Raw genomic sequence first — 24,719 nt, forward strand, 5'->3', positions numbered from 1 at the left:
CCGGTTGAAACTGGCACAATGCCTCGATGCGCAGCTCATCGGCAGTCCCCCACCCCTCACGTCGCGCCGTCGGGCTCACCCTCGCGCTGATCTCCGCCTGCGCCTTCGGCGGCTCCGGCACGGCGGCGAAGCCGCTGATCGAGGCCGGCCTGTCGCCGCTGCACGTGGTCTGGCTCCGCGCCACCGGCGCCGCCGTGATCCTGCTGCCGGTGGCCTGGCGGCACCGCGCGGTGGTGCGCCGGCGTCCCGGCCTGCTGCTGGGCTTCGGCGTGTTCGCGGTCGCCGGGGTGCAGGCCTGCTACTTCGCGGCGATCTCGCGAATACCGGTCGGCGTGGCACTGCTGATCGAGTACCTCGGACCGCTGCTGCTGCTCGGCTACGTCCGGCTGGTCCAGCGGCGCCCGGTCAGCCGCGGGTCGGCGATCGGCGCGGCGGTCGCGGTGACCGGGCTGGTCTGCGTGGTGGAGGCCTGGAACGGGATGACCTTCGACCCGCTCGGGGTGCTCTTCGCGCTGGCCGCGGCCTGCTGCCAGGTCGTCTACTTCGTCCTCGCGGACGCGGGCAGCCAGGGCGACAACCCCGTCAACCCGCTGGCGGTCAGCGCGTACGGGCTGCTCATCGGCGCCGCTGTGCTGACCGCGGTGACCCGACCGTGGGAGGCCGACTGGGGTCGGCTGGCCGGGAACGTCACGATGAACGGGCACCTGATACCGGCCGTGCTGCCCGCCGTCTGGATGGTGCTGGTGGCGACCGTGCTGGCCTACCTCACCGGAGTGGTCTCGGTGCGGCACCTCTCCCCGCCGGTGGCCGGGGTGGTCGCCAACGTGGAGGCGGTGGTCGCCACCGTGCTGGCCTGGGTGCTGCTCGGCGAACACCTCGGCGCACCGCAGCTGTTGGGCGGAGCGCTGGTGCTGACAGGCGCCTTCGCCGCCCAGCTCGGCCGCTCCACCCCGGAACCCGCACCCGCGGCACCCGCGGCACCCGCCGAAGCCGCCGCACTGCACCCCTGCGCCTAGGAGCGCGCGATCGCCTCGTGGTGGCGGATGACCTCGGCGATGATGAAGTTGAGGAACTTCTCCGCGAAGACCGGGTCGAGGTGGGCCCCCGCCGCCAGTTCCCGCAGCCGCTCGATCTGGTCCCGCTCGCGCGTCGGATCGGCCGCCGGCAGCTTGTGCTCGGCCTTGAGCCGGCCGACCCGCTGGGTGGCCTTGAACCGCTCGGCGAGCATGTGGACCACGGCGGCGTCGATGTTGTCGATGCTCTGGCGCAGGCCGGCCAGCTCGGCGCGAACGGCGTCGTCGACCCCCTCCAGGGTGGAGGCCGGTTCGGTGGAGGCCGGGTCGGTGGAGGGCTGCTCCGTCATCGCTTCTGCTCCGGTTCGGGCGTCCCGGCGCGGTGGGCCGGGGCTGGCTGGGGCCGAGCAAATCTAACAGCACGCCGCCCGCCGCCCCGCCCCGATTCCGGTGATCGTCCGCCATGTGGACACCCGTCCAAACGGTCACCATCCGCCGCACTGCGGTTGCGCCCCGTTAGAACCGGCCCGATTCTGACCGCACGGATCCCCTGCGAGAAAGGCCCACCCCGCCATGCCCGTGCGCGACTCCTACCCCGACGGCGCCCCCTGCTGGGCCGACCTGACCACCTCCGATCCGGCCGGCGCCCAGGCCTTCTACGGGCCGATCCTCGGCTGGGAGTTCCACGACAACGGCCCGGCGTACGGCGGCTACACGATGTGCCTGCGCGGCGGCCGTCCCGCCGCCGCGCTGATGCCCCCGCCGCCCGGCGCCGAGCAGCTGCCGACGATGTGGAACGTCTACTTCTCGACGAGCGACCTCGACGGGGTCTACGCCAAGGTGGCCAATGCGGGCGGCAAGCCGGTGATGGGACCGCACGACATCCCGGGTGCCGGCCGGATGGCCTTCGCCTTCGACCCCTCCGGCGCCTCCTTCGGGCTGTGGCAACCCGCCGAGCACTTCGGCGCCGCCGTCATCGGCGAGGCGGGCGCGATGTGCTGGAACGAGCTCAACACCCCGGACGGCGAGACGGCGGACGCCTTCTACGGCGAGCTGTTCGCTTACACGACGCGGCAGATCGGCGACGGCAAGGACTTCGACTACACGGAGTGGCGCCTGCCGGACGCGCCCGACACCCCGGTCTGCGGCCGCAACCGCACGGCCGATCCGCAGCCCGTCTGGTCGACGTACTTCGGGGTGGCCGAGGCCGACCGGGCGGCCGCCCAGGTCGCCGAGCTCGGCGGCCGGGTGCTGCGCGACCCGTTCGACACGCCGTACGGTCGGATGGTGGTGTGCACCGACTCCGGCGGCGCCGCGCTCACGTTCTGCCAGGTGCCGTGATCACCACGTAGTCTGAGGTCGGCGTGACCGGAACTGACACTCCGACAGTCCCCTTCAGCACAGGAGGAACCCGATCGTGGCTACCACCCGTACCGCCCGCACCGCTTGGAAGGGCGAGCTCCTCACCGGCACCGGCGAGGTGACCTTCGTCTCCTCCGGGATCGGCGAGTTCCCGGTCTCCTGGCCGGCCCGCTCGGAGCAGGCGAACGGCAAGACCAGCCCGGAGGAGCTCATCGCCGGCGCGCACTCCGCATGCTTCTCGATGGCGCTGTCGCACGGACTGGCCGGCGCGGGCACCCCGCCCACCCAGCTGGACACCCAGGCCGACGTGACGTTCCAGCCCGGCACCGGCATCACCGGCATCCACCTGACCGTCACCGGCCAGGTGCCCGGCCTCGACGAGGCGGGCTTCCAGAAGGCCGCCGAGGACGCCAAGGCCAACTGCCCGGTGAGCCAGGCGCTGTCCGGCACCACCATCACGCTCACCGCCAAGCTGGCCTGACCGGCAGCGCTCCGTACCAGCCCGCGAGGCCCCGGCCCCGCGTACGCCCCTGGCGTGCACCGACGTGCGCACGCCAGGGGCGCGGCTGTTTCCCGCCCGCTTCACCCGAAACCCGGCGAATCACCCTGACGGCTGTGGCCGCCACTTCTCCCGGCGCCTTATGATCGGCCAGAGTGCCCTGCCCCATACCGGGGAGCAGGCGCACTCGCAAGTTCTCGCAGCAGTGCGGGGAGTCGGCGGACCCGGCGCGGGCCCGGCCGAGACAGCGTCAGCAGCGGACGGGAGCGTGCCGTGCGGGGCCGGAACGAAGGGGCCGACGCACACCACCACGGGGTGCGGCGCGAGGAGTTGATCGACCCTACCGTAGGACTGGACGGCCGACTGCGCTCCGTGGCGCCGGACGCACTGGCCGTACCCGCGGACGACGCCCGCCCGGCGCCGGGACCGGCCCTGCCGCTCGCGCTCTGCCCCACCTGCGCCAAGCCCCTGGACATCGGCCGCAGCCCCGCCCTGGCCCGGGTCGGCGCCGTGGCGGCCGCGGACGCGCACGCCACCTCCCGCGGCGGCACCGGCTGCACCGAGACCGACCAGCTGCTCGCCGCCCTGCGCGCCAGCGAGTCCCGGTTCCGGGCCGCCTTCGCCGACGCTGGCATCGGCATGGCGCTGATCGACTCCGACGACTGCGTCATCGAGGCCAACCCGGTCTTCGCCACCATGATCGGCCGCGAGGTCGCCGACCTGGTGCGGATGCACATCTACGACATCATCGACCCCGAGGACACCCCCCAGCGGCTCTACCGCGAGCTGGTGGCCGGCGAGCGCGACCGGGTCAGGGTGGAGAAGCAGCTCAAACACCGCGACCCGGCCCGGGCGGTGTTCAGCAACGTCACCATCTCGCTGATCCGTGACGACGACGGCAGGCCGCTCTACACCCTGGTCATGTTCGAGGACGTCTCCGAACAGCGCCGGCTCGGCGACCGCCTGGAGTACGAGGCGCTGCACGACCCGCTCACCCGGCTGCCCAACCGCACCTTCTTCTTCGAGCAGCTGGACGCGGCCTGCCTGCCGAGCGGCGTCCAGGCCGCTGCCGGCCCCGGCCGCCGGGTCGGCGTCTGCTACCTCGACCTTGACGGCTTCGCGGCCATCAACGACACGCTCGGCCACCACATCGGCGACCAGCTGCTGGTGGCGGTCGCCGCCCGCCTGGAGCGCCGCTTCGCCCAGGGCGACGGGCACCTGGTGGCCCGCCTCGGCGGCGACGAGTTCGCCGTCCTGGTCGCCGACAGTGAGAACAGCGGCCAGCTCACCACGCTGGCAGGCCAGTTGCTGGCCGTCCTGGACCAGCCCTTCGACGTGGCCGGCCACCGCCTGGTGGTCACCGCCAGCGTCGGCGTGGTCGAACGGCCCGTCAGTTCGACCAGTCCGACCGACCTGGTGAAGGACGCCGACGCGACGCTCTACTGGTCCAAGGCCGACGGCCGGGCCCGCTGGACGCTCTACGACCGCGACCGCGGCGCCCACCAGCTGACCCGTCAGCTACTGGCCACCGCGCTGCGGCCGGCGCTGGAGCGCGGCGAGTTCACCGTCGAGTACCAGCCGCTGATCGGCCTCGCCGACGGCACGGTGCACGGCGCCGAGGCTCTGGTCCGCTGGCGCCACCCGCGCTACGGGACGCTCTCGCCGGACCGCTTCATCCCGCTGGCCGAGGAGTCCGGGGCCATCGTCCCGCTCGGCAAGTGGGTGCTGGAGGAGTCCTGCAAGCAGGCCCGCAACTGGCTGGCCGAGTTCCCCGACAGCGAGACCTTCGTCAGCGTGAACCTGGCGGCCCGCCAGATCTGGGACTCCGACGTGGTGGCCGACGTCGCCCAGGTGCTCGAGCGCACCGGCCTGCCCGCCAGGCTCCTCCAGCTGGAGCTCACCGAGAGCGCCGTGCTGGGCCCGGGCGGGCGCCCGTTGCAGGCCCTGCAGGCGCTCGCCGACATGGGCATCCGGATCGCCATCGACGACTTCGGCACCGGCTACTCCAACCTGGCGTACCTGTCCCGGCTGCCGGTGCACGCGCTGAAGCTGGACGGAACCTTCATCGAGGGCTTCCGCGACCCGGCCCCCACCGGCCGCCCCGACGACCGCTCGCGCCGCAGCGAGGCGGACGAGCAGATCGTCACCGCGATGGTCCGGCTCGCCCACGACCTCGGCCTGACCGTCACCGCCGAGGGCATCGAGAGCGCCGCCCAGGCCGAGCGCCTGCGGCTGACCGGCTGCGACACCGCCCAGGGCTGGTACTTCGCCCGCCCCGGCGAGGCCGAGACGGTCGCCGCGATACTGCGCAAGGGCCGGATCCACTAGGGATCAGGCGGCGGTGAGTCCGTAGGCCTCGGCGATCAGGCCGTACGAGCGGTGGCGCACCTCGTGGCCGTGGATGTGCGAGGTGACCATCAGCTCGTCGGCTCCGGTGCGCTTGCGCAGCCCCTCCAGGCCGTCCGCCACCTCGCCGGGCTCCCCGAGCACGACGTTGCCGAGCCAGGACTCCACGAACTCCGCCTCGGACGGGCTGTAGGCGTAGCTCTCGGCCTCCTCCGGCGTCGGGATCGGGCCGGGCCGGCCCTGGCGCAGCCGCAACATCCCCAGCGCCGCGGACCGGCCCAGCCGCCGCGCCTGCTCCCGGCCGCCCTCCGGCACCGCGATCGCGCCGACCCCGATCAGCGCGTACGGCTCGGCGAGCACCGCGGAGGGCCGGAAGCTGGAGCGGTACAGCTCCAGCGCGGGCACCGTGTTGGCGGCGCTGAAGTGGTGCGCGAAGGCGAACGGCAGGCCGAGCCGACCGGCCAGCTGGGCGCTGAAGCCGGAGGACCCGAGCAGCCAGATCGGCGGCCGCTCGGCGCTGCGCGGGACGGCGGTGAGCCGGCTGTACGGGTGGCCGGAGGGGAAGTCGCCGTCCAGGAAGTGCGTCAGCTCGGCGAGCTGCTGCGGGAAGTCGTCGGCGCCCTCGTCGGCCAGGCCGCGGCGCAGTGCGCGAGCGGTGGCCTGGTCGGTGCCGGGGGCGCGCCCCAGGCCCAGGTCGATCCGGCCCGGGTGCAGCGCCTCCAGCAGCCCGAACTGCTCGGCGACCACCAGCGGGGCGTGGTTGGGCAGCATCACCCCACCCGAACCCAGCCGCAGCGTACGGGTGTTGGCGCCGAGGTGGGCGAGCAGGACGGCGGGCGAGGAACTCGCCACCCCTGGCATGCCGTGGTGCTCGGCCACCCAGAACCGGTGGTAGCCCCACTCCTCGGCGCTGCGGGCCAGCGTGGTGGTGGCGGCGAGTGCCTGGGTCGGCGTGAAGCCGGCGCCGATCGGGGCCAGGTCCAGAATGGACAGCGGCGCGGGCGCGCTGCCCCGGGCGGTTCCCCGGATATCGCCGCGGGTCTGCTGGTCCTCGGTGCTCATCGCCTGTGCCCTCCTGCCGGTACGCGGGATCCCCGCCTGTCCGCTCGGGGACAACAGGGGGCCGGGGCCCTGTGTTCCCGCCGCCCGGCACGGCCTACCGTGGGCCCGTGCCCGAGCCTTCTCCCGCCGCCACCGCCGCGCCCACCGCCACCACCGCGATACCCATGCCCGCTGTCCAGCGGGTCGGACTGCTGCTGACCCTCGTCCTCGGCTCGCTGAGCGCCCTGGCGCCGCTCTCGATGGACATGTACCTGCCGTCGCTGCCCCGGATCACCGTCGGCCTGCACACCAGCGACACCCTGGTGCAACTCACCCTGACGGCCTGTCTGGTGGGCCTGGCGCTCGGCCAGCTGGTGGCCGGACCGCTGAGCGACGCGCTGGGCCGGCGCCGCCCGCTGCTGATCGGGCTCGCCCTGTACGTGCTGTCCACGGCGGTCTGCGCGTTCGCCACCGACGTCCGGGTGCTGATCGCCTGCCGGGTGGTGCAGGGGCTGTCGGGCGCCGCCGGGATCGTGATCTCCCGCGCGGTGGTGCGCGACCTGTTCGACGGACTGGCGGCGGCCCGGTTCGCCTCCACGCTGATGCTCGTCTCGGGCGCTGCGCCGCTGCTGGCGCCGGTGCTCGGCGGCCAGCTGCTGCGATTCACCTCCTGGCGCGGGGTGTTCATGGTGCTGGCCGGGCTCGGACTGGTGATCCTGCTGGCCTCCGCCGTCCTGGTCCGCGAGACGCTACCGGCGGCCCGGCGGCGCCGGGGCGGGCTGCCGGACACCCTGCGGACCTTCCGCGGCCTGCTGGCCGACCGGCTCTTCAGCGGCTACCTGCTGAGCATCGCCTTCGGCTTCGGGGCGCTGTTCGCCTTCATCGCCGCGTCGCCCTACGTGGTGCAGGACCTCTACCACGGGTCCGCGCAGACCTACAGCCTGCTCTTCGCCCTGGTGGAGACCGGGCTGGTGGGCATGTCGCAGGTCACCGGCCGACTGCTGCTGGGACGCTTCCCGAGCCACCGGATCCAGCTGGCCGGCGTGCTGATGCTCACGCTCTCCGGCGCCGTGCTGGTCCTGATGGCGACGGTCTGGCACGCCGGGCTCACCGGGCTGACCGCCGGGCTCTTCGTGATGGCCGGCTCGCTGGGCGTGGTGACACCGCCGAGCTCGGCGCTGGCCCTGCAACGGGCCCCGCACGCGGCCGGCACCGCCTCCGCGCTGCTCGGCACCCTGCAGTTCCTGACCGGCGCGATCGCGCCCGCCCTGGTGGGCCTCGGCGGGCAGGACAGCGCGCTACCGATGGCCGCCGTGATCCTGGGGTCGGCGCTGCTCGCGCTGGGCTCGTTCGTCCTGCTCTGCCGCCCCTGGCAGTCGGTCCCCGACCCGCTGCGAACCTAGACCGAGCTGCGCCGACTCCCCTGCGTGATGGCGGGATCACGCCAGCGCCGGAACTCGCCAGCGCGGAGGGTCGCGCACGGCGGGTCGTGTCCGGCAGGCTGATCACCAGCAAGGAAGCGCCAACCAGCGCCCCTTACTCCTCAGCAAGGCCGAGGACTGGACCAGTTCCGACCGACCCCCGTGAGCCCCTGCACCGGAAACCCCGGTGCAGGGGCTCACGCTTTGTGCGGCCACCGCACGTCGACTCCCTGACTGCAACCGGTGACCCCCGCCACATGGGGGGTGCCCGATGGCATGGAATGAACAGCCGCTAGCGTTGTGATCTCAAGCCACCTGTTCTCCCCCGGGCGGTGTGGAGGGAGTACGAACTTGAACAGCGCACAGCTCGTCAGCTCGTCATGGTTCTGCGTCCTGGCGCTCGTGGCCGTTCTCGGCGACGCCTTCCTCCCTTTCCTGCCCAGCGGCACGCTGGTGATCCTCGCGGTGCTGAAGACCTCCCGGATCGACGGCGCCCCGGTGCTGCTGGCCGGCGCGGTCGCCGTCGCGTCCTTCCTGGGCGATGTGCTGCTGCTCACGATGGCCCGCCGCGGCGCGCCCTTCCTGCGCCGGCGGATCGACGGGCGCCCCAAACTCGCCGCCAGCGTGCGGCGGGTGCAGCAGTCGCTGGACGGCCGGACCAGCCGGGCGGCCGCCGTGATGGTGATCGTCGCGCGCTTCGTGCCGGGCGGTCGCACGGTGCTGGACCTCGCGATGGGCCACTCCCCCAGCCAGCCGAGCCGCTTCCTGCGCTGGTCGGCGCTGGCGGCCCTGGTCTGGGCTGCGTACATCGTCACGCTGGGCTGGCTGGACAGTCACTGGTTCAACACCGCCTGGCTGAGCCTGGCGGTCTCCTGCGCGGCCGCGACCTCGATCAGCGCCGCCGTCGCCCGCCTGGTGCGCCGCAGCCGGCAGCTGGCCTCGATATCCGCGTGAGCGTCTGATCGTCCGACTTGCCGCCCGAGGGTTGCGGGCGGAGTTGTCTCAGGACTGCAACAGAACACCTGTCCGTGGAGCCGTTCCGGACAGTCGGCTCGTCATGCCCGAGTGTGGGGACGGTTGCTGGAATCCAACCAGGTCTCCATGACATCCTGATTGAGAAATCATTATAAAAGTGCCCGAAATGGCCCGCCACTCACCGCGACCCGCATCGGTGAGCCGGGCTCAACCCGGCAGGGGAGACGATGAGCCACATCTCGCGCAGGACCGTGCTGAGCGCCACCGCAGCCACCGCGGCCCTGGGAGCCGTCGCGGCGTGCGGCAGTGCCACCAGTACAGCCGGCTCGGGATCCGACGCCCGCACCCCGGCCGGCAACGGCACCAGCTCGGACCCCGGACAGCCGTCGGCCAAGGCCACCCCGATCGGTGACGGCTCGACCTCCGACACCGGCGCGCAGCCCAACCAGCCCAAGCCCGAGAAGCTGAAGCCGGGCGAGCAGCCCCCGCAGTTCGTGGTCTTCTCCTGGGACGGCGCCGGGGCCACCGACGACAACCAGTTCCCGCGGTTCCTCAAGCTCGCCGAGCAGTACAAGGCGTCCATGACGTTCTTCCTCTCCGGCATCTACACCCTGCCGAAGACCAAGACCGACCTCTACCACCCGCCGCAGCACTCGGTGGGCGCCTCGGACATCCCGTACCTGTCGGACGGCGCCATACGCAACACGATCAAGCTGGTCAGCCAGGCGTGGCTGGCGGGCCACGAGATCGGCACGCACTTCAACGGCCACTTCTGCTCCAGCCGGCCGGGCGGCAACGGCGTCAACAAGTGGTCCTCGGACGACTGGCAGAGCGAGATCGACCAGGCGATCTCCTTCGTCACCAACTGGAAGACCAACACCGGCTTCGCCGACCTGCCGCCGCTGCCCTTCGACTACAAGAAGGAGCTGATCGGCGGCCGGACCCCGTGCCTGGAGGGGCAGAAGACGCTGCTGCCGACCGCTGCCAAGATGGGCTGGAAGTACGACGCCAGCTCGCCGGGCGGGCTGCAGATGTGGCCGCAGAAGGTGCAGAACGGCGCGCTCTGGGACTTCCCGCTGCAGTCCATACCCTTCCCCGGGCACACCTTCCAGGTGCTCTCGATGGACTACAACATCCTCGCCAACCAGTCGGCCGGCAGCACCAAGGGCGACCCCGGCAAGTACGACACCTGGCGCAGCGAGGCGGCCGCGGCCTACCAGGCCGGGTTCGACCGGGCCTACACCACCAACCGGGCGCCGTTCTTCGTCGGCAACCACTTCGAGCAGTGGAACGGCGGCATCTACATGGACGCCGTCGAGGCGACCCTGAAGTACGTCGCCGGCAAGCCGGACGTCCGGCTGGTGTCGTTCCGCCAGCTGGTGGAGTGGCTGGAGGTGCAGGACGACTCGACGCTGCGCAAGCTCCGCACGCTGAACGTCGGCCAGGCGCCCACCGGCGGCTGGAACAGCTTCCTCGGCGTCCAGGGCGCGGCGGCCACCCCGACCTCCTGAGCCCTCCGACCTGCTGGCGTCGGCCCGGCTATCGGCCGGCCGTCGCCAGCAGGCGTTCGGCGACCACGGTGGCCCCCACCGGGCCCAGCAGGATCGAGTAGTGGTTGGTGTCCGGGATCTGACGGACGGTCAGCCGCTCGGCATCGAGGCCGGCCGCCGCGAGCCGCCGGGCGTCGTACAGGCCCTGCGGTTGGTCCAGCAGACCCCGCTCGGCCCACAGCAGCTCGCCGGGGCAGGGCAGTTGACGGATCGCCGCCGCAGCCGTCGGATCCAGGCGCACCTGGCGGGTGTCCGCCCGTACCGCCTCCAGCAGGCAGGAGGAGCGCAGTTCGGGCTCGGTACCGGTCAGGTCCCGGTCGACGAACTCCTCGACCAGCGGGGACCAGAGCGGCCCGACCGCCGGGTGCTCACGCCAGAACGCGTGGTACGCCGCCCGGTTGGCGAAGGTCATCGACAGCCTGGCCAGCGCGGGACCGAGGATCTCGACCAGCGCCTCCTCCATCACCGCCGCCGCGGGCAGCGGGAGGGTGACCGCGCCGTCCACCAGCAGGACCCGGGCGACCAGTTCGGGGTGCCGGACGGCGGTGAGCGCGGCGACCCAGGCCCCCATCGAGTGGCCGGCCAGCAGCACCGGGCCGATCCCCAGCGACTCGATCAGCGCGGCGGCGTCGTCCGCGTGCCGGGCCAGGCCGAACGGGCCGCCCACCTCGCGACTGGCCCCGCGCCCGCGCAGGTCGGGCGCGACCAGCGTCACCCGGCCCTCCAGGTGGCCGGCCACCCCGCTCCAGGCCGCCGCGTTGCCGGTGACCCCGTGCAGGGCCAGCACGGTCGGGGCAGCCGGGTCGGCGGCGGGCCAGCGGAGTACCGCGAGCTCCCCGCCGGGCACCGCGACGCTGGACTCCTCGTACTGCGGCACGGCGATCAACTCCTGGAACGGGCGGCGACGTCCTGTGCGTCAAACCCTAGTTCGACTCCGCCGCCCGCGACAGGGTGACGGTCCCTCAGATCGTGCCCGCGCTCGGGAGGTTCCAGTCCAGCGGCTCCTGGCCGAAGCCGTCCAGCGCCGCGTCGATCTGCGAGAACGGCTTGCTGCCGTGGAACAGCTTGGCCGACAGCGGCGACGGGTGCGCCCCCTGCACCACCACGTGCCGCTCGGTGTCGATCAGCGGCAGCTTCTTCTTCGCGTAGTTGCCCCACAGCACGAAGACACACGGCTCGGCCCGGTCGCTGACCGCCTTGATGACCGCGTCGGTGAACTTCTCCCAGCCCTTGCCCTTGTGCGAGTTGGCCTCGTGCGCACGGACCGTCAGCACCGCGTTGAGCAGCAGCACGCCCTGCTCGGCCCACGGCATCAGGTAGCCGTTGTCCGGCACGGGCACGCCGAGGTCGGCGTTCAGCTCCTTGAAGATGTTGCGCAGCGAGGGCGGCGTCTTCGTCCCCGGCAGGACCGAGAAGCTCATGCCGTGAGCCTGGCCGTCGTCGTGGTACGGGTCCTGGCCGAGCACCAGCACGCGGACGTCCTGGTAGGCCGTCGCCTCCAGGGCCGAGAACACCTGGCCGCGCGGCGGGAAGATCTGCCGCTCGGCCCGCTCGGCCGCCAGGAAGTCGGTCAGCGCGGCGAAGTACGGCTGCTGCACCTCCGCCGCCAGCACCTCGCGCCAGGACTTCGGCAGCACCAGCTCCGTGCCCGCATCCGTGCCCAACTCAGCAACCTCGGTCACCACATCAACCTTCCGCCAACCCGACGGCGCAGGCCCGCGAGCCCCGCCCCTTCTTGCACCACGCACGGTACACAGCGGCACCGACAACGGCCCAAAAGGGGCGGGACGCCGGGACCGGGTCAGACCAGGTCGATCAGGTCCGCGATCGAGTCGACCACCCGGGTCGGCCGGTACGGGAACCGCTCGACGTCGGCGGCCGCGGTGAGCCCGGTCAGCACCAGCACGGTCTCCATACCCGCCTCCATGCCCGCCACGATGTCGGTGTCCATCCGGTCGCCGATCATCACCGCGCTCTCCGAGTGGGCTCCCGCGGTGTTCAGCGCCTCACGCATCATCAGCGGGTTGGGCTTGCCGACGAAGTACGGGTCCACACCGGTCGCCTTGGTGATCAGCGCGGCGACCGAGCCGGTGGCCGGCAGCACGCCCTCGGGCGACGGGCCGGTCTCGTCCGGGTTGGTGCAGATGAACCGGGCGCCGTTGTTGATCAGCCGGATCGCCTTGGTCAGCGCCTCGAAGCTGTAGGTGCGGGTCTCGCCGAGCACCACGTAGTCCGGGTTGCTGTCGGTGAGCACGTAGCCGACCTGGTACAGCGCGGTGGTCAGGCCGGCCTCGCCGATCACGTAGGCGGTGCCGCCCGGGCGCTGCCCGGCCAGGAACTTGGCGGTCGCCAGCGCCGAGGTCCAGATGCACTCCTCCGGCACCTCCAGGCCCATCCCGGCCAGCCGGGCGGCCAGGTCGCGCGGGGTGTAGATGGAGTTGTTGGTGAGCACCAGGAACGGCTTGCCGGACTCCTTGAGCCGGCGGAGGAACTCGTCGGCCCCGGGGATCGGCGTGCCCTCGTGGATGAGGACCCCGTCCATGTCGGTCAGCCAGGACTCGATGGGCTTGCGCTCTGCCACGTAGGTGTCTCCTAGATCTGATTCTGAAACGATCTTGCACATCGCTCCGGACCGGACACCGTCGGCCGACCGGGCACCACTGGCTGCCCCAACGCGGACCAGCGTAGTCGCGCCCACCAGCAACGGCCCCACCGCACACCCCCTCAGCCGCTCCTGACCACCCAGTTCGACTGCTACGTGCAGTTACTCCACGTAGCCTCAAGGCCACCCTCGGCCGGTTCGGGAGACGGCTGGCCGGCCTGCAACCGCATCTGCTCGCGCCTCGTGTCCTCGGTGATCTCCAGCCGACGCGTCTCGGCCTCAATCTCGGCCTTGCGGACCTCGGCCAGGGCCTCGATCTTCGCCTTCGCGACCACCCCTGCTGTCGTCACCACAGCGCCCAGCCCGGCCGACATTCTCGCCGCCGACACAAGGGCCAGAGCCCTCCTCGGCGTTGGACCTTGAGTTGGTTGACATAGCGCCAGGCCACGGGCCTGTCCCCAGCGCGAGTAAGGGGTTCGTTGCCCGTCGGCAGCCGACCGGACGGTCAGCCGCGGTGCTGTCCCTGTGCGGCGACCGCGCCGGTTGCTGGCTGGTCCATCACGTCGTTGGATGTCTTCGCCCTCCTCGCGCTAGGACACCTCACCCGCCGCCTGGCCCCGGCGCCACCGCAGCAGATATCGGTGCCGTCACCGGGACGTCCCGGTGAACCTTGAGTGATCGCGTTCGCCGCCACCGGCCACTCCTCGCGGGCAGGGCCCACGGACAACTCCGGGGCCTGCCCCGGGGGAAGACCATCGGGACCGTACCCAAAGTCGTCGAGGGGCTGTACGAAAGTTTGGTCGGTGATCCGCACTGGGGCCCCAGCCCTTCCCTGCCCGGGTGGTCCCGAACTACCCGGCGTCCAAGCACCACTTGCCCGCGCGCCAGCCTCGGGGTCGGGTCGACGACACGACGATCGAGTCGGAGAGGGCTGCCATCTTTGAGTTCGCCCGACTCCTGGTGCGCCCTCCGGGCTGACCGCGGTCAACCATCGGAAGATCTGTGCCCGTTTCGGATCACGTCGTCGGCGAGGAGCGCCAACCGCGTGCGACTAGGCGTGGCCGGCAAGGCGGCGAGCGCATCGCGGGCGTGGCCGATGTGTTGTCGGGCCATGCGGCGAGCGGCAGTCATAGCACCGGTGCGGTGGACCACCTCGCGGATCTGGCCGTGTGCCGTGTCCGGGCTGAGGAACCCGGCCAGCATCTGCTCGATGACGTCGCGGTCGCCGGCCTGCGCTGCCTGGTAGGCCAGCAGGATCGGGAGTGTAGGACGGCGATTGCGCAAGTCGCTGGTCCCCGGCTTGCCTGTGGCGGGACTGTCGTGGTCGTAGGGCAGCAGGTCGTCGTGGATCTGGAAGGCGGTGCCGAGTTGGTCTCCGTAGACGCCGAGGGCATGGACTTCCTCGGATGTGCCGCCTCCCAGGATCGCCCCGACCTGGCACGCGCCCCGGATCCCGGCCGCGGTCTTGAGCCGGGTCATGGTGAGGTAGCCCTCCACCGTGCTGGAGGCGTCACCGCACAGCGCCAACTCGACCATCGCGCCACGACACAGGTCCGCCCCCATTTCGGCGAAGACACCCAAAGCCTGGACGATCCGCTCGGTGGCGACGCCCCGGTCCTGGCATTCGGCCAGACCTTGGAACATCGAGAAGATCAGCCTGTCCCCGGCCAGGATCGCACGGTCGATCCCGAACTGATGTTGCACGGAGGGTCGGCCACGCCGGGTGTCGTCCCCGTCGATGATGTCGTCGTGGATCAGGCTGGCCACATGACCGCCTTCGATGCCGAGTGCGGCCGGCACCACCTGTGCGGCCGTGCCGCCCACTGCGGTCGCCGACTCCAGACACAGCAGCGGGCGCACGAGCTTGCCCGCCGGGAGCAGCGCGTGACGACAGATCGTCTCCGGCTCGTCCTGTTCGCCGCGCCAGCGCCGCTCGGCCTCGGCCCCCAACTCATCACGGCGGGCCCGCAGCGTGAGCCGGTACCCGCCCGCTTGGTCGGGAGCCTGAGATGGGTCGCAGGTGCCGACCTGCGGCGGGTGGGGCATGACGATCCTCTCATCTGCTCGTGGGGACCTTTGGTCCGGTTCTGGCCGGCCTGCGGACAGACGCAACCGCCGCTGGTCGAACTCGACCTTGCGCCTGGCGCGGGGTGAGGCGGTGTGGGCCGCCTGGCTCGGGTGCGTGCTTGTCATGGCGTTTGCGGTGCCCCCGCTGAGGCTTCGTCGGAGCCGACGGGCACGTAGATGGTCCGCTCGGGGTGAAGAACCATGGTTCCCTCGGTGGTGCCGTCGTATTCGAATCCCTTCCCGTGGTAGCGGGGGGTGAGCCGGCTCCAGTGGAGGTTGCCCGCCAACCAGTATTCGAAGGCGGTGATGAACGCGCGCACGCCGGGATCGGATCCCGCCGGGCTGGCCAGGAGGCGGTCGCGCAGCTCGTAGCAGCGTTGTTCCTCGCGCAGCGTCCACTGGGCAACCGCAGTGACCGCGTCGGCGAAGCTGATGCCGCGCTCTCGTGCCAGGGCGGGGACGACGTTGAAGCGCCCTGCGCCGCTGTAGTACTCCTTGCGCAGCGAGAAGATGTCGTTGACGAGTACACCCGCCGAGCAGCCCGCATGGTAGTACTGCCGCAGCAGGCTGTCCGAGTCGAGGTAGGCGGAGAGATCGACGCCGATGGCCAACTCGAGGATCAACTCGGCCACCCAGATCCAGCCCGAATTCAGGTGCCTGTCGTAGATCTCCCCACTGGATTGCTCGCGGACAGAGGCATCACGCTGTTTGCCGATATGGTCGAAGGCTTCGGCCACCGCGACCATCAGACGCTCATACTGCCGCGGGGAAAGCAGCGCCTGGGCCTGGGCCGCGAGGCCGGCGAAGACATCGATGTAGCCGGCAAGGCCGTGGCCGGCGGCCTCGCCGCCGTCGATATCATCGAACACGAAGTCGGTGGCGTACGCGAACTCGTTGATCGCCACAACCAGCGCCAACCGCGCCTTCTTGAGCGTCGGATAGGACCAGTAAGTGAACTCGAAGGCCCGCTGCGCCTGGTAGTCGGCATAGGCCGAGGCGGCGGGAAGCAGCCGGTGAGCCCCAGGTGTGGACCAGAACGCCTCGGCCGCCGACCGCACGGCCTCCGCATCCGGGTAGGGACACGGGCGCGGCAGACGACGCGTCAGCATTGGAATCGGGACCTCAATAAGGGCCAAGCGCTCGGGCACGGTTATTTCGCCTTCCCTGTCCTGTCCAGCACAGCGGCGGATGAAACGCCTCGGCGCGATACACCGCGGATTCAAGGCGGCGAGGACCCGCTGAGATCTATGGCCGGCAACGACTGCCTCGCAGCCATCAATGCCCCATCGCACCCGTGTGACACCGGCAACCCAGCCACTCATTAGTGTGTGATTTGTCGCCGGTCACGGTGGGCACTACTTACGCGATTGGTGACCGGGGTGATCGCGCCTCAGTCCACGCGGGCGGTCAACGGAGGTGGGCAGTGGGCACTCTTCCTGTGGAGAGCGCAGCAAGCGGCCGGCATTGTGCCGGCGAAGACGAAAACGGAGGTGCGACGCCGTCTGGCGTACCGGATGCCGAGATGCCGACGTTGCCGCCCGACCGGATCCCGGCACATGTCGCCCTGGTGATGGATGGCAACGGCAGATGGGCCGAACAACGCGGGCTCGCCCGCTCCGAAGGCCACCGCACAGCCCTGGCCAGGATGTTCGAGATCGTGGACGGCGCACTGGCGATCGGTGTGACGAACCTGTCGGTGTTCGCCTTCTCCAGCGAGAACTGGCAGCGTTCCACTGACGAGGTCACAGGGCTGCTCCAGTGCTGCAAAGACGGCGCCCAAGAACGGATCGGCGAGATCCTCACCCGCGGGATCCGGTTCCGATGGTGCGGCCTGCCTGAGGGGATGCCCGACGACCTGGTCGAATCCCTGCACATGCTGGAAGCGGTCACCGCCTCGGGCACCGCGATCACCTGCAACCTGTGCTTCAACTACGGAGGACGCGCGGACATCGTCCAGGCAGCCCGAACTGCCATGCACCAGGCGCAAACCGGCCAGCTGCACGCAGAGGATCTGGACGAGACCACACTGGGCCGCTTCATGCTCACCGCGGGCCTCCCGGACGTCGACTTGCTCATCCGCACCGGCGGCGAGCAACGACTGTCCAATTTCATGCTCTGGCAAAGTGCCTACGCCGAAATCGAATTCTCGCCCCACCTGTGGCCGGACTACACCCGTCAGCACCTCTGGGAGGCGATCGACACCTACACGCACCGCAATCGGCGGTTCGGCGGATCACCCATCGCGCAATAGCGGCCACCGATCACCCACACGCCTCCTCCACGCACGCGGGCAACTGCGGCACTGGCTGGCCGCTACTTCACGGGTGACGCCCTCTCAGGCGTCTGAGCAAGCTTCGGCGTGTGGAAGGCTGGCTGACATGATCGGTGAGTGTGCGGGGTGGCTGGCGCGGCTGGCGTTCGCCGCAGTGTTCGCCTCGGCAGCTTTCGGGAAGCTGACAGGCAGGGCGCAGGCGCGGGCCGCGGTGGCCGGGTTCGGGGTGCCGCAGCCGTGGGTGCCGCCGGTGGCGTGGGCGTTGCCCAGCGTGGAGGCCGTGGTGGCCGCCGGGGTGCTGGTCTCGCAGACGGCGTCGAGCGCGGCGGCTGGCGGGGTGCTGCTGCTGGCGGCCTTCAGCGTAGTCGTGGCGGTCCACCTGGCTCGGGGTCATCGGCCGGTGTGCGCGTGCTTCGGCACGCTGAGCGCGGAGCCGGTCGGGCCGTGGACGCTGGTGCGCAACGGCCTGCTGATCGCAGTGGGCGCGGGTGCGTGGTGGGCAGGTGCGGCGCTCCCGCGACCGCCTGCGGGCCCGAGTGTCGCGCTCGCGGTGGGGGTGGGCCTAGGCGCGGTGCAGTTGTGGCAGGGCCTGGTGCTGCGCGAGCTGCGTCGGCAACCGGCCCCGCCGCTCGCGGCGCCCGTCGGGCTTCCGGTGGGCGCGCTGGCCCCGGAGTTCGACCTTCCGGCCTCCGCCGAGACGCCCTCGACCCTGGCCGGGCTGCTCGCCACGGGCCGCGGGCAGATTCTGGTGTTCCTGCATCCCGAGTGTGCCCCGTGCCGGATGATCGCCGGGGAACTGCCGGTGTGGGCCGCCAAACCGGATGCCGCCTACCAGATCACGGTCATCGGCACAGGAACCTTGCCGGACAACCGGTTGTGGGAGGAGCAGTACGGGATCACCCGGTACCTGGTGCAGCGCGGCAACGAGGTCGCCGCACGATACCTGGTGCGTGGCACCCCCTACGCGGTACCCGTCGACGCCGACGGGCGCATAGCCGGGCCGGTGGCGGCCGGCCCGGTTCAGATCAGGGAACTGCTGGCAGCCACCCGGTGACCGCACCGGCCGTCACCGCGGATAGTCGCAGACCATGAGTGTCTGGTTCCAGGTCAACCCTTCAGGACACGCCCTCACGTACGCGACGCCGTTGTTGCACTCGACGAAGACCGTAGGGTCGTTCGGAAACGGGTAGTACTCGTCCTGGTCCCAGGGCGCCTTGCATAGAACGTCGAGACCCGGATTTCTGCCCAGCGGGGTCGGCATGGATGCTGCTCCTCACGCTTGTTACGTTGCGGGATGGGATCTCCACACAGTGTAAGAGGGCGGAACGGGCGCTGATGTCCGTTTCGCCATAGCGGAGGAAGTAGCCGCGCCGAACGGCTACGGTCGCAGCAGGTTGAACAGGCCCGGTGCCGTCTCGGCCAGGAACTTGGCGGTCGCCAGCGCCGAGGTCCAGATGCACTCCTCCGGCACCGCCAGGCCCATCCCGGCCAGCCGGGCGGCCAGGTCGCGCGGGGTGTAGATGGAGTTGTTGGTGAGCACCAGGAACGGCTTGCCGGACTCCTTGAGCCGGCGGAGGAACTCGTCGGCCCCGGTGTACGGCGCGCCCGCCCACCGGACGGCCGGGCGCTGCTGCGGCCGTCCGGGCGGGCCGCTGTGGTGAAGTAGGAGCATGAGCACCGCCCCCCACACCCCGTACCGCGTCGGCCTGATCGGCTACGGCCTGGCCGGCTCCGCCTTCCACGCACCGCTGATCGCCAGCACCCCCGGGCTGCGGCTGACCGCGGTGGTCACCAGCGACCCGGGGCGGCGCGAGCAACTCGCCCGCGAGCACCCCGATGCCCGCGCGCTGGACACTCCCGAGCAGCTGCTGTCCGACGCCGGCTCGTACGACCTGGTCGTCATCGCCTCCCCGAACCGCACCCACGTCCCGCTCGCCAGGGCCGCCCTGACGGCGGGTCTGGCCACGGTGGTCGACAAGCCGCTGGCGGCCACCGCCACCGAGGCGCACGCCCTGTGCGGCCTGGCCGAGTCCCGCGGCACGCTGCTCACGGTGTTCCAGAACCGGCGCTGGGACGGCGACTTCCTGACCGTCCGCCGCCTGCTGGACGAGGGCGCTCTCGGCCGGGTGCACCGCTTCGAGTCCCGCTTCGAACGCTTCCGCCCCAAGCCGAAGGCCGGCTGGCGCGAACTGGCCGACCCCGCCGAGGTCGGCGGCACGCTCTACGACCTGGGCAGCCACCTGGTCGACCAGGCGCTCACCCTGTTCGGCCCGGTGAGCAGCGTGTACGCCGAGATCGACATCCGGCGCGACGGCGCCGCGGTGGACGACGACGCCTTCCTCGCCCTCACCCACACCGGCGGCACCCGCTCCCACCTGTGGACCAGTGCCATCACCCCGCTGGCCGGCCCGCGCCTGCGGGTGCTCGGCGACCGCGCGGGCTACGTCAGGTACGGCATGGACCCGCAGGAGGCCGACCTGCGCGCCGGCCGCCGGCCCGACACCCACCCGTGGGGCATCGAGGACCCGGCCCACCAGGGCCTGCTCGGCACCGACGGTGCCTCCGTCCACCTCCCCACCCTCCCCGGCGACTACCCCGCCTTCTACGCCGGCCTGGCCACCGCCCTCGCCACCGGCACCCCGCCCCCCGTCGACCCGCGCGACGCCGTCGCCGTCCTCACCGTCCTCGAGGCCGCCCGCGACTCCGCCGTCACCGGCCACGTGATCCCCATGGGCTAAGCGGGCCCGGTCCCGTACCATCGGCCGGAGAGTCCCCGAGAGCCTGAGGAGGTCCGCCCGTGCATCCGCTCGCGCTGCTCCTCGGGCTGCTCCGGCTGCTGGTCGGCGACCTGTCCGTGCACGACCCGACGGCCGGCCTCACCGCGCTCGCCGCGGCCGCCGCCCTGCTGCTGCTGGCCGGCGTGGTCAGCGGGACGTACCTGGTGGCCCGGCTGCTCGGCGCGGGTGCGCCGCACGCCGTCCGGGACGGCACGATCCGCCGACGCGCGCTCGCCACCGCCTTCCTCCCGCAGCGCGATCCGGACGCCAGGGGCCGTCGCCGTCCCAGGGCACCGGGCGCGGCCCTGACGGCCGCGTAAGCCCTGTTATTGCGCTGCCGTCCTCCGCCGCACCTGTCGTCAGACTCCGGAGGGCCCGCCCAGCATGTCCATCTTCTCGATCTTCGACCCCGCCGTCGGCCTCGCCCACAGCGCGGTCGACTCGCTCGCCCATCTGCTCCCGGCCGCCGCCGCGATCGTGCTCTTCACGGTCTGCGTCCGCCTCGCCCTGCACCCCTTCGCCCGGGCCGCCGCCCGCGGCGAGAAGCACCGCACCCGGCTGGCGCCCCGGGTCGCCGAGCTGAACCGCAAGCACAAGGGCCGCCCCGAGCAGCTCCAGGCCGCGCTGGCCGCGCTGTACAAGGAGGAGCAGGCCTCACCGCTGACCGGCTGCCTGCCGATGCTGGTGCAGATCCCGTTCTTCTCGGTGATGTACCGGCTCTTCACGCTGCCGACGGTGGGCGGCGTGCCCAACGACCTGCTGCACCACACCCTGCTCGGCGTCCCGCTCGGCACCCACCTCACGGCGGCGCACGGCCCCGCGCAGTTCGCGGTCTTCGGCGCGCTCTACGCGGCGCTGGCGGCCGTCGGCTGGGTGGGCTTCCGGCGGGCGCGCCGCGCGACGGCGGCGAACCCGCAGGCGCCCGGGGCCGCGATCATGCCGTACCTCGCGTTCGGCACGGTGCTCTTCGCCGCGCTGGTTCCGCTGGCGGCGGGGCTCTACCTGCTCACCACCACGGCCTGGACGGCCGCCGAGCGCGGCCTGCTGCACCGCGAGCCGGCGCCGGCGGTGCCGCCGACGCCGGCCAGGCGTCAGGTGCGGTCCCAGGCCGCCAGGTAGGCGTCGATCTCGCCGGTCAGCTTCGCCTTGCCGCCCTGGTCCAGGAACGAGGCCTCGACCGCGTTCCTGGCCAGGCCGGCCACACCCGCCGTGTCCAGGCCCAGCAGCTTGGCGGCGACCGCGTACTCGGTGTTGAGGTCGGTGCCGAACATCGGCGGGTCGTCGCTGTTCACGGTGACCAGCAGGCCGGCGTCGACCATCTGCCGGATCGGGTGCTCCTCGATCCGCTCCACCACCCGGGTGGCCAGGTTGGAGGTCGGGCAGACCTCCAGCGGGATCCGGTGCTCGCCGAGGTGGTCCATCAGCGCGGGGTCCTTGACCGCCTGCGTGCCGTGCCCGATCCGCTCGGCGCCCAGCGACCGCAGGGCGTCCCAGATCGTCTCCGGGCCGGTGGACTCACCGGCGTGCGGCACGCTGTGCAGGCCGGCCGCCCGGGCCCGGTCGAAGTACGGCTTGAACTGCGGGCGCGGCACGCCGATCTCGGGGCCGCCGAGGCCGAAGCTGACCAGGCCGTCGGCGCCGACGTCCAGAGCGAGCCGGGCGGTCTCCTCGGCCGAGGCGAGACCGGCCTCGCCGGGGATGTCGAAGCACCAGCGCAGCACCACGCCGAAGTCCCGCTCGGCGCTCTTGCGGGCGTCCTCGATCGCCTCCATGAAGGCGACGTCCGGGATGCCCCGCCTGACCGAGCTGTACGGCGTGACGGTCAGCTCGGCGTAGCGGATCTGCTGGCGGGCCATGTCCTCGGCGACGCCGTAGGTCAGCGCCCGGACGTCCTCGGCGTCGCGGATCAGGTCGACCACCGACAGGTAGACCTGGATGAAGTGCGCGAAGTCGGTGAACGTGAAGTACTCGGCGAGCGCCTCCGGGTCGGCCGGCACAGCGGTCCTGCCCTCGTACCGGGCGGCCAGCGCGGCCACCACGCGCGGCGAGGCGGAACCGACGTGGTGCACGTGCAGCTCGGCCTTGGGCAGGCCGGCGATGAACGCCTCGATCCCTCGGGACATCTGCGTCACTCCCTCACAGTTCGACTGGATCTCGCATCTTTTCACGGGCCCGTCCCGGGCTGCGCCGGGGTTCAGCCGCCCAGCGCCGTCGCCAGCGTGTGGATCAGCAGGCCGGCCAGCGCGCCGACCACCGTGCCGTTGATCCGGATGAACTGGAGGTCGCGGCCGACGTTGGCCTCGATCTTGCGGGACGCCTCGTCGGCGTCCCAGCCGGCCACGGTGTCGGAGATCAGCGAGGTGATCTCGGCTCGGTAGGTCTCCACCACGTACTGCGCCGCGTCCTGCAGCCAGCCGTCCGTCTTGCTCTGCAGCCGCTTGTCGCGGGCGAGCCGGCGCCCGAACGAGCGCAGCGCGTCGCGGAGCCGGATGCGCAGCTCGCTGTTCTCGTCGTCGGCTGCGTTCAGCACCAGCGAGCGGATGGCCGCCCAGGAGGAGGCGATCAGGTCCTGGACCTCGTCGCGGGCCAGCAGCTCGGCCTTCGCCCGCTCGACCCGGGCCTTGGTCGCCTCGTCGGTCTGCAACTCGACCGCGAAGTCGGCCAGGAAGTTGTCGATGGCACCGCGGGCAGGGTGGGCCGGGTCGTCGCGGATCGCGGTGACGAACCGCATCAGCTCCTTGTAGACCCGCTCGCCGACCTGGTGGTCCACGAACTTGGGCGTCCAGCCGGGCGACTTGAGCGCGACCCGGTCCACCACGTCGCCGTGGTGCTCGGCCAGCCAGTCGTGCACCCGCACCGCGACCAGGTCCACGACGCCGCGGTGGCCGCCGTCGGCCACCACCTTGCCGAGCATCCGCCCTATCGGCTCGGCGACCTGGGTCGCCGCGGCCCGCCGGGTGACCGCCTCGCTGACCACCGCCTGGACGTCCTCGTCGCGCAGCACCGCCAGCACCCCGCGCAGCGCGGCGGCGGCCTCGGTGGTGACCCGCTCGGCGCTGCCGGGGGTGGCCAGCCACTCGCCGAGCCGGCGGGCGATGCCGAGCGAGGCCAGCCGGGTGCGGACCACCCGGGCGGAGAGGAAGTTCTCACCGACGAAGTCGCCGAGCGACTTGCCGAAGGCGTCCTTCTTGGTCGGGATGATCGCGGTGTGCGGGATCGGCAGGCCGAACGGGCGGCGGAACAGCGCGGTGACGGCGAACCAGTCGGCCAGCGCACCGACCATGCCGGCCTCGGCGGCAGCCGCGACGTACCCCGTCCAGCTCCCCCAGCCGGACGCACCGGCCCAGGTCGCCAGCGCGTAGACGACGGTGGCGACGGCGAGGAAGCCGGTCGCGATCGCCTTCATCCGGCGCACGCCCTGCCGCTTCTCCTCGTCAGCGGCGGTGAACCGCACGCCGTTGCTCTCGCTTCTGGTCTCCTCCACCCAATCAGTGTGACCTAGACCGACCGGCCACCGATCACCAGACGCCGGACCCCGCGCCAGCGCGCCGGGTCGGTCACGCCGCGCCCGTCCAGCAGCACCCGCGCCCCCGGGAAGTCGACCGAGCCGACGTGCCCGTACTCGGCGTGGTCGGCCTGCACCACCACCGCGTCGACCGGCTCACCCGCGTACGGGGGCAGCCCCAGCGCCGCGAGGGCCGCCGCGTCGTACAGCGGATCGCTGACGTACGCCGTCGCGCCGGCCGCCCGCACCGCTGCGACCAGCGGGAACACGCCCGAGCAGGCGGTCTCCCGCACCCCGCCGCGGTAGGCCGCGCCGAGCACCAGGACCGCCCGGCCGGCCAGCGCCCCGAGCGCCTCGTGCAGCAGCCCCACCGCGTAGCCGGGCATCGCCTCGTTGGCCTCCCGGGCGGCCCGCACCACGCTCGCCTCCGGGTCGTTCCAGAGGTAGAGCCTCGGGTAGACCGGGATGCAGTGGCCGCCGACCGCGATCCCGGGCCGGTGCAGATGGCTGTACGGCTGGGTGTTGCAGGCCTCCAGGACGGGCGCCAGGTCGATCCCGCTGCGCTCGGCGAACCGCGCGAACTGGTTCACCAGCGCGATGTTGACGTCCCGGTAGGTGGTCTCGGCGAGCTTGGCCAGCTCGGCCGCCTCCGTCGAGCCGAGATCGCGGACGCCGTTGCCTCCGGGCAGGTCCGGCCGCGGGTCGAAGTCCAGCACGGCCTGGTAGAACTCCACCCCGCGCCGGGCCGAGGCGGCGTCGATGCCGCCGACCAGCTTGGGGTAGCGGCGCAGGTCGGCGAAGACCCGTCCGGTGAGCACCCGTTCGGGACTGAAGACCAGGGCGAAGTCCCGCCCGGCCGCCAGCCCCGAGCCGGCCGCCAGCCGGTCGGCCCAGCGCCCGCGGGTGGTACCGACCGGCAGGGTGGTCTCGTAGCTGACCAGGGTGCCGCGGCGCAGGCCGGCCGCGACGTCCGCGGTGGCGGCGTCCAGCGCGGTGAAGTCCGGCGCGCCCGCAGCGTCCGTCAGCAGCGGGACGACCACGACCACCGCCTCCGCGCCCGCGACGGCCGCGGCCGTGTCGGTGGTGGCGGTCAGCAGTCCGTCGGCGACCACCCGCTTGAGCCGCTGCGCCAACTCCGCCTCGCCGGGGAACGGCTCACGGCCCTCGGCGACGGCCGCGACCACGGCCGGCACCAGGTCCGCCCCGGTGACCCGGTGGCCCTTGCCCGCGTACTGCACCGCCAGCGGCAGCCCGATCTTGCCGAGCCCGACCACGCAGATGTCCATACC

Annotated in this window: 23 protein-coding genes and 1 pseudogene; 12 read left to right on the forward strand and 12 right to left on the reverse strand. The window is 72.0% G+C overall.

Translation table 11 applies throughout. From position 1 onward, the window contains the following. The first annotated feature begins 26 nt into the window (after positions 1 to 26). Positions 27 to 1,016, forward strand: a complete 990-nt coding sequence (locus P3T37_RS22720) for a DMT family transporter (RefSeq protein ID WP_280725633.1) — start codon at positions 27 to 29, stop codon at positions 1,014 to 1,016. On the opposite strand, the gene P3T37_RS22725 is transcribed toward P3T37_RS22720, so the two are convergent. Then, entirely contained in the window at positions 1,013 to 1,363 is a 351-nt protein-coding gene (locus tag P3T37_RS22725) for a chorismate mutase (RefSeq protein WP_280725634.1), read from the reverse strand. The two genes, P3T37_RS22720 and P3T37_RS22725, sit on opposite strands and share 4 nt — an antisense overlap. Positions 1,364 to 1,586: 223 nt before the next feature. Between P3T37_RS22725 and P3T37_RS22730 the strand changes: the two genes are divergently transcribed. The 3 genes from P3T37_RS22730 to P3T37_RS22740 all read left to right on the forward strand — a co-directional run bounded on the left by P3T37_RS22730 (position 1,587) and on the right by P3T37_RS22740 (position 5,202). Beyond that, complete coding sequence (locus P3T37_RS22730; RefSeq protein ID WP_280725635.1) at positions 1,587 to 2,354, forward strand: VOC family protein; 768 nt, start codon at positions 1,587 to 1,589, stop codon at positions 2,352 to 2,354. A gap of 76 nt (positions 2,355 to 2,430) precedes the next feature. Then, positions 2,431 to 2,856, forward strand: a complete 426-nt coding sequence (locus P3T37_RS22735; RefSeq protein WP_280725636.1) for an OsmC family protein — start codon at positions 2,431 to 2,433, stop codon at positions 2,854 to 2,856. 348 nt (positions 2,857 to 3,204) lie between these two features. Beyond that, positions 3,205 to 5,202 (forward strand): GGDEF domain-containing phosphodiesterase, encoded by a 1,998-nt coding sequence (locus P3T37_RS22740; protein ID WP_280725637.1) that lies wholly within the window; start codon positions 3,205 to 3,207, stop codon positions 5,200 to 5,202. A gap of 3 nt (positions 5,203 to 5,205) precedes the next feature. Here P3T37_RS22740 and P3T37_RS22745 read toward each other — a convergent pair whose 3' ends face one another. Next, positions 5,206 to 6,282 (reverse strand): LLM class flavin-dependent oxidoreductase, encoded by a 1,077-nt coding sequence (locus tag P3T37_RS22745; RefSeq protein ID WP_280725638.1) that lies wholly within the window; start codon positions 6,280 to 6,282, stop codon positions 5,206 to 5,208. 107 nt (positions 6,283 to 6,389) lie between these two features. On the opposite strand from P3T37_RS22745, the gene P3T37_RS22750 reads away from it, so the two are divergent. From P3T37_RS22750 to P3T37_RS22760, 3 genes are all read left to right on the forward strand, one after another. Continuing rightward, on the forward strand, positions 6,390 to 7,664 hold the full coding sequence (locus tag P3T37_RS22750) for a multidrug effflux MFS transporter (RefSeq protein ID WP_280725639.1): 1,275 nt from the start codon (positions 6,390 to 6,392) through the stop codon (positions 7,662 to 7,664). Between the two features lie 369 nt (positions 7,665 to 8,033). Continuing rightward, complete coding sequence (locus P3T37_RS22755; protein WP_280725640.1) at positions 8,034 to 8,636, forward strand: VTT domain-containing protein; 603 nt, start codon at positions 8,034 to 8,036, stop codon at positions 8,634 to 8,636. 248 nt (positions 8,637 to 8,884) lie between these two features. Further along, entirely contained in the window at positions 8,885 to 10,168 is a 1,284-nt protein-coding gene (locus P3T37_RS22760) for a hypothetical protein (protein ID WP_280725641.1), read from the forward strand. 28 nt (positions 10,169 to 10,196) lie between these two features. Here the strand turns inward: P3T37_RS22760 and P3T37_RS22765 are convergent, their stop codons facing one another. From P3T37_RS22765 to P3T37_RS22790, 6 genes are all read right to left on the reverse strand, one after another. Next, on the reverse strand, positions 10,197 to 11,093 hold the full coding sequence (locus P3T37_RS22765; protein ID WP_280725642.1) for an alpha/beta hydrolase: 897 nt from the start codon (positions 11,091 to 11,093) through the stop codon (positions 10,197 to 10,199). A 76-nt stretch (positions 11,094 to 11,169) separates the two neighbouring features. Beyond that, positions 11,170 to 11,889 carry a uracil-DNA glycosylase gene (locus tag P3T37_RS22770; protein ID WP_280725643.1) on the reverse strand — a complete coding sequence of 240 codons (720 nt, stop codon included), beginning with the start codon at positions 11,887 to 11,889 and terminating at the stop codon, positions 11,170 to 11,172. 119 nt (positions 11,890 to 12,008) lie between these two features. Continuing rightward, positions 12,009 to 12,788, reverse strand: a complete 780-nt coding sequence (locus P3T37_RS22775) for an HAD-IIA family hydrolase (RefSeq protein WP_280725644.1) — start codon at positions 12,786 to 12,788, stop codon at positions 12,009 to 12,011. A 173-nt stretch (positions 12,789 to 12,961) separates the two neighbouring features. Next, on the reverse strand, positions 12,962 to 13,159 hold the full coding sequence (locus P3T37_RS22780) for a hypothetical protein (protein WP_280725645.1): 198 nt from the start codon (positions 13,157 to 13,159) through the stop codon (positions 12,962 to 12,964). A gap of 634 nt (positions 13,160 to 13,793) precedes the next feature. Beyond that, a complete protein-coding gene (locus tag P3T37_RS22785) occupies positions 13,794 to 14,855 on the reverse strand; it encodes a polyprenyl synthetase family protein (RefSeq protein ID WP_280725646.1) in 1,062 nt (353 codons plus the stop codon). Positions 14,856 to 14,998: 143 nt separating this feature from the next. Continuing rightward, entirely contained in the window at positions 14,999 to 16,024 is a 1,026-nt protein-coding gene (locus tag P3T37_RS22790) for a hypothetical protein (RefSeq protein ID WP_280725647.1), read from the reverse strand. Positions 16,025 to 16,299: 275 nt separating this feature from the next. On the opposite strand from P3T37_RS22790, the gene uppS reads away from it, so the two are divergent. Next, the gene (gene uppS, locus P3T37_RS22795; RefSeq protein ID WP_280725648.1) at positions 16,300 to 17,127 is read left to right on the forward strand and encodes a polyprenyl diphosphate synthase; all 828 of its coding nucleotides are present in this window, start codon (positions 16,300 to 16,302) and stop codon (positions 17,125 to 17,127) included. A gap of 127 nt (positions 17,128 to 17,254) precedes the next feature. Beyond that, on the forward strand, positions 17,255 to 18,202 hold the full coding sequence (locus tag P3T37_RS22800) for a MauE/DoxX family redox-associated membrane protein (protein ID WP_280725649.1): 948 nt from the start codon (positions 17,255 to 17,257) through the stop codon (positions 18,200 to 18,202). 348 nt (positions 18,203 to 18,550) lie between these two features. Here the strand turns inward: P3T37_RS22800 and P3T37_RS22805 are convergent. After that, a pseudogene (locus tag P3T37_RS22805) lies at positions 18,551 to 18,820 on the reverse strand (hypothetical protein); the annotation flags it as partial. Here P3T37_RS22805 and P3T37_RS22810 point away from each other — a divergent pair. The 3 genes from P3T37_RS22810 (at position 18,819) to yidC (ending at position 21,044) form a co-directional block, all read left to right on the forward strand. Further along, positions 18,819 to 19,886 carry a Gfo/Idh/MocA family oxidoreductase gene (locus P3T37_RS22810; protein ID WP_280725650.1) on the forward strand — a complete coding sequence of 356 codons (1,068 nt, stop codon included), beginning with the start codon at positions 18,819 to 18,821 and terminating at the stop codon, positions 19,884 to 19,886. The pseudogene P3T37_RS22805 and the gene P3T37_RS22810 sit on opposite strands and share 2 nt — an antisense overlap. A 59-nt stretch (positions 19,887 to 19,945) precedes the next feature. Next, positions 19,946 to 20,245, forward strand: a complete 300-nt coding sequence (locus P3T37_RS22815; protein ID WP_348533273.1) for a DUF6412 domain-containing protein — start codon at positions 19,946 to 19,948, stop codon at positions 20,243 to 20,245. A 64-nt stretch (positions 20,246 to 20,309) separates the two neighbouring features. After that, positions 20,310 to 21,044, forward strand: coding sequence for a membrane protein insertase YidC (gene yidC, locus P3T37_RS22820; RefSeq protein ID WP_280725651.1), 735 nt, complete (start codon positions 20,310 to 20,312; stop codon positions 21,042 to 21,044). On the opposite strand, the gene P3T37_RS22825 is transcribed toward yidC, so the two are convergent. The 3 genes from P3T37_RS22825 to P3T37_RS22835 all read right to left on the reverse strand — a co-directional run bounded on the left by P3T37_RS22825 (position 21,017) and on the right by P3T37_RS22835 (position 24,716). Next, a complete protein-coding gene (locus P3T37_RS22825; RefSeq protein WP_280725652.1) occupies positions 21,017 to 22,048 on the reverse strand; it encodes an adenosine deaminase in 1,032 nt (343 codons plus the stop codon). The two genes, yidC and P3T37_RS22825, sit on opposite strands and share 28 nt — an antisense overlap. A gap of 71 nt (positions 22,049 to 22,119) precedes the next feature. Next, entirely contained in the window at positions 22,120 to 23,409 is a 1,290-nt protein-coding gene (locus tag P3T37_RS22830) for a DUF445 family protein (RefSeq protein ID WP_280725653.1), read from the reverse strand. Positions 23,410 to 23,423: 14 nt separating this feature from the next. After that, positions 23,424 to 24,716, reverse strand: a complete 1,293-nt coding sequence (locus P3T37_RS22835) for a nucleotide sugar dehydrogenase (protein ID WP_280725755.1) — start codon at positions 24,714 to 24,716, stop codon at positions 23,424 to 23,426. Positions 24,717 to 24,719 lie beyond the last annotated feature (3 nt).

The sequence above is a fragment of the Kitasatospora sp. MAA4 genome (genome assembly GCF_029893355.1).
GTDB lineage: Bacteria > Actinomycetota > Actinomycetes > Streptomycetales > Streptomycetaceae > Kitasatospora.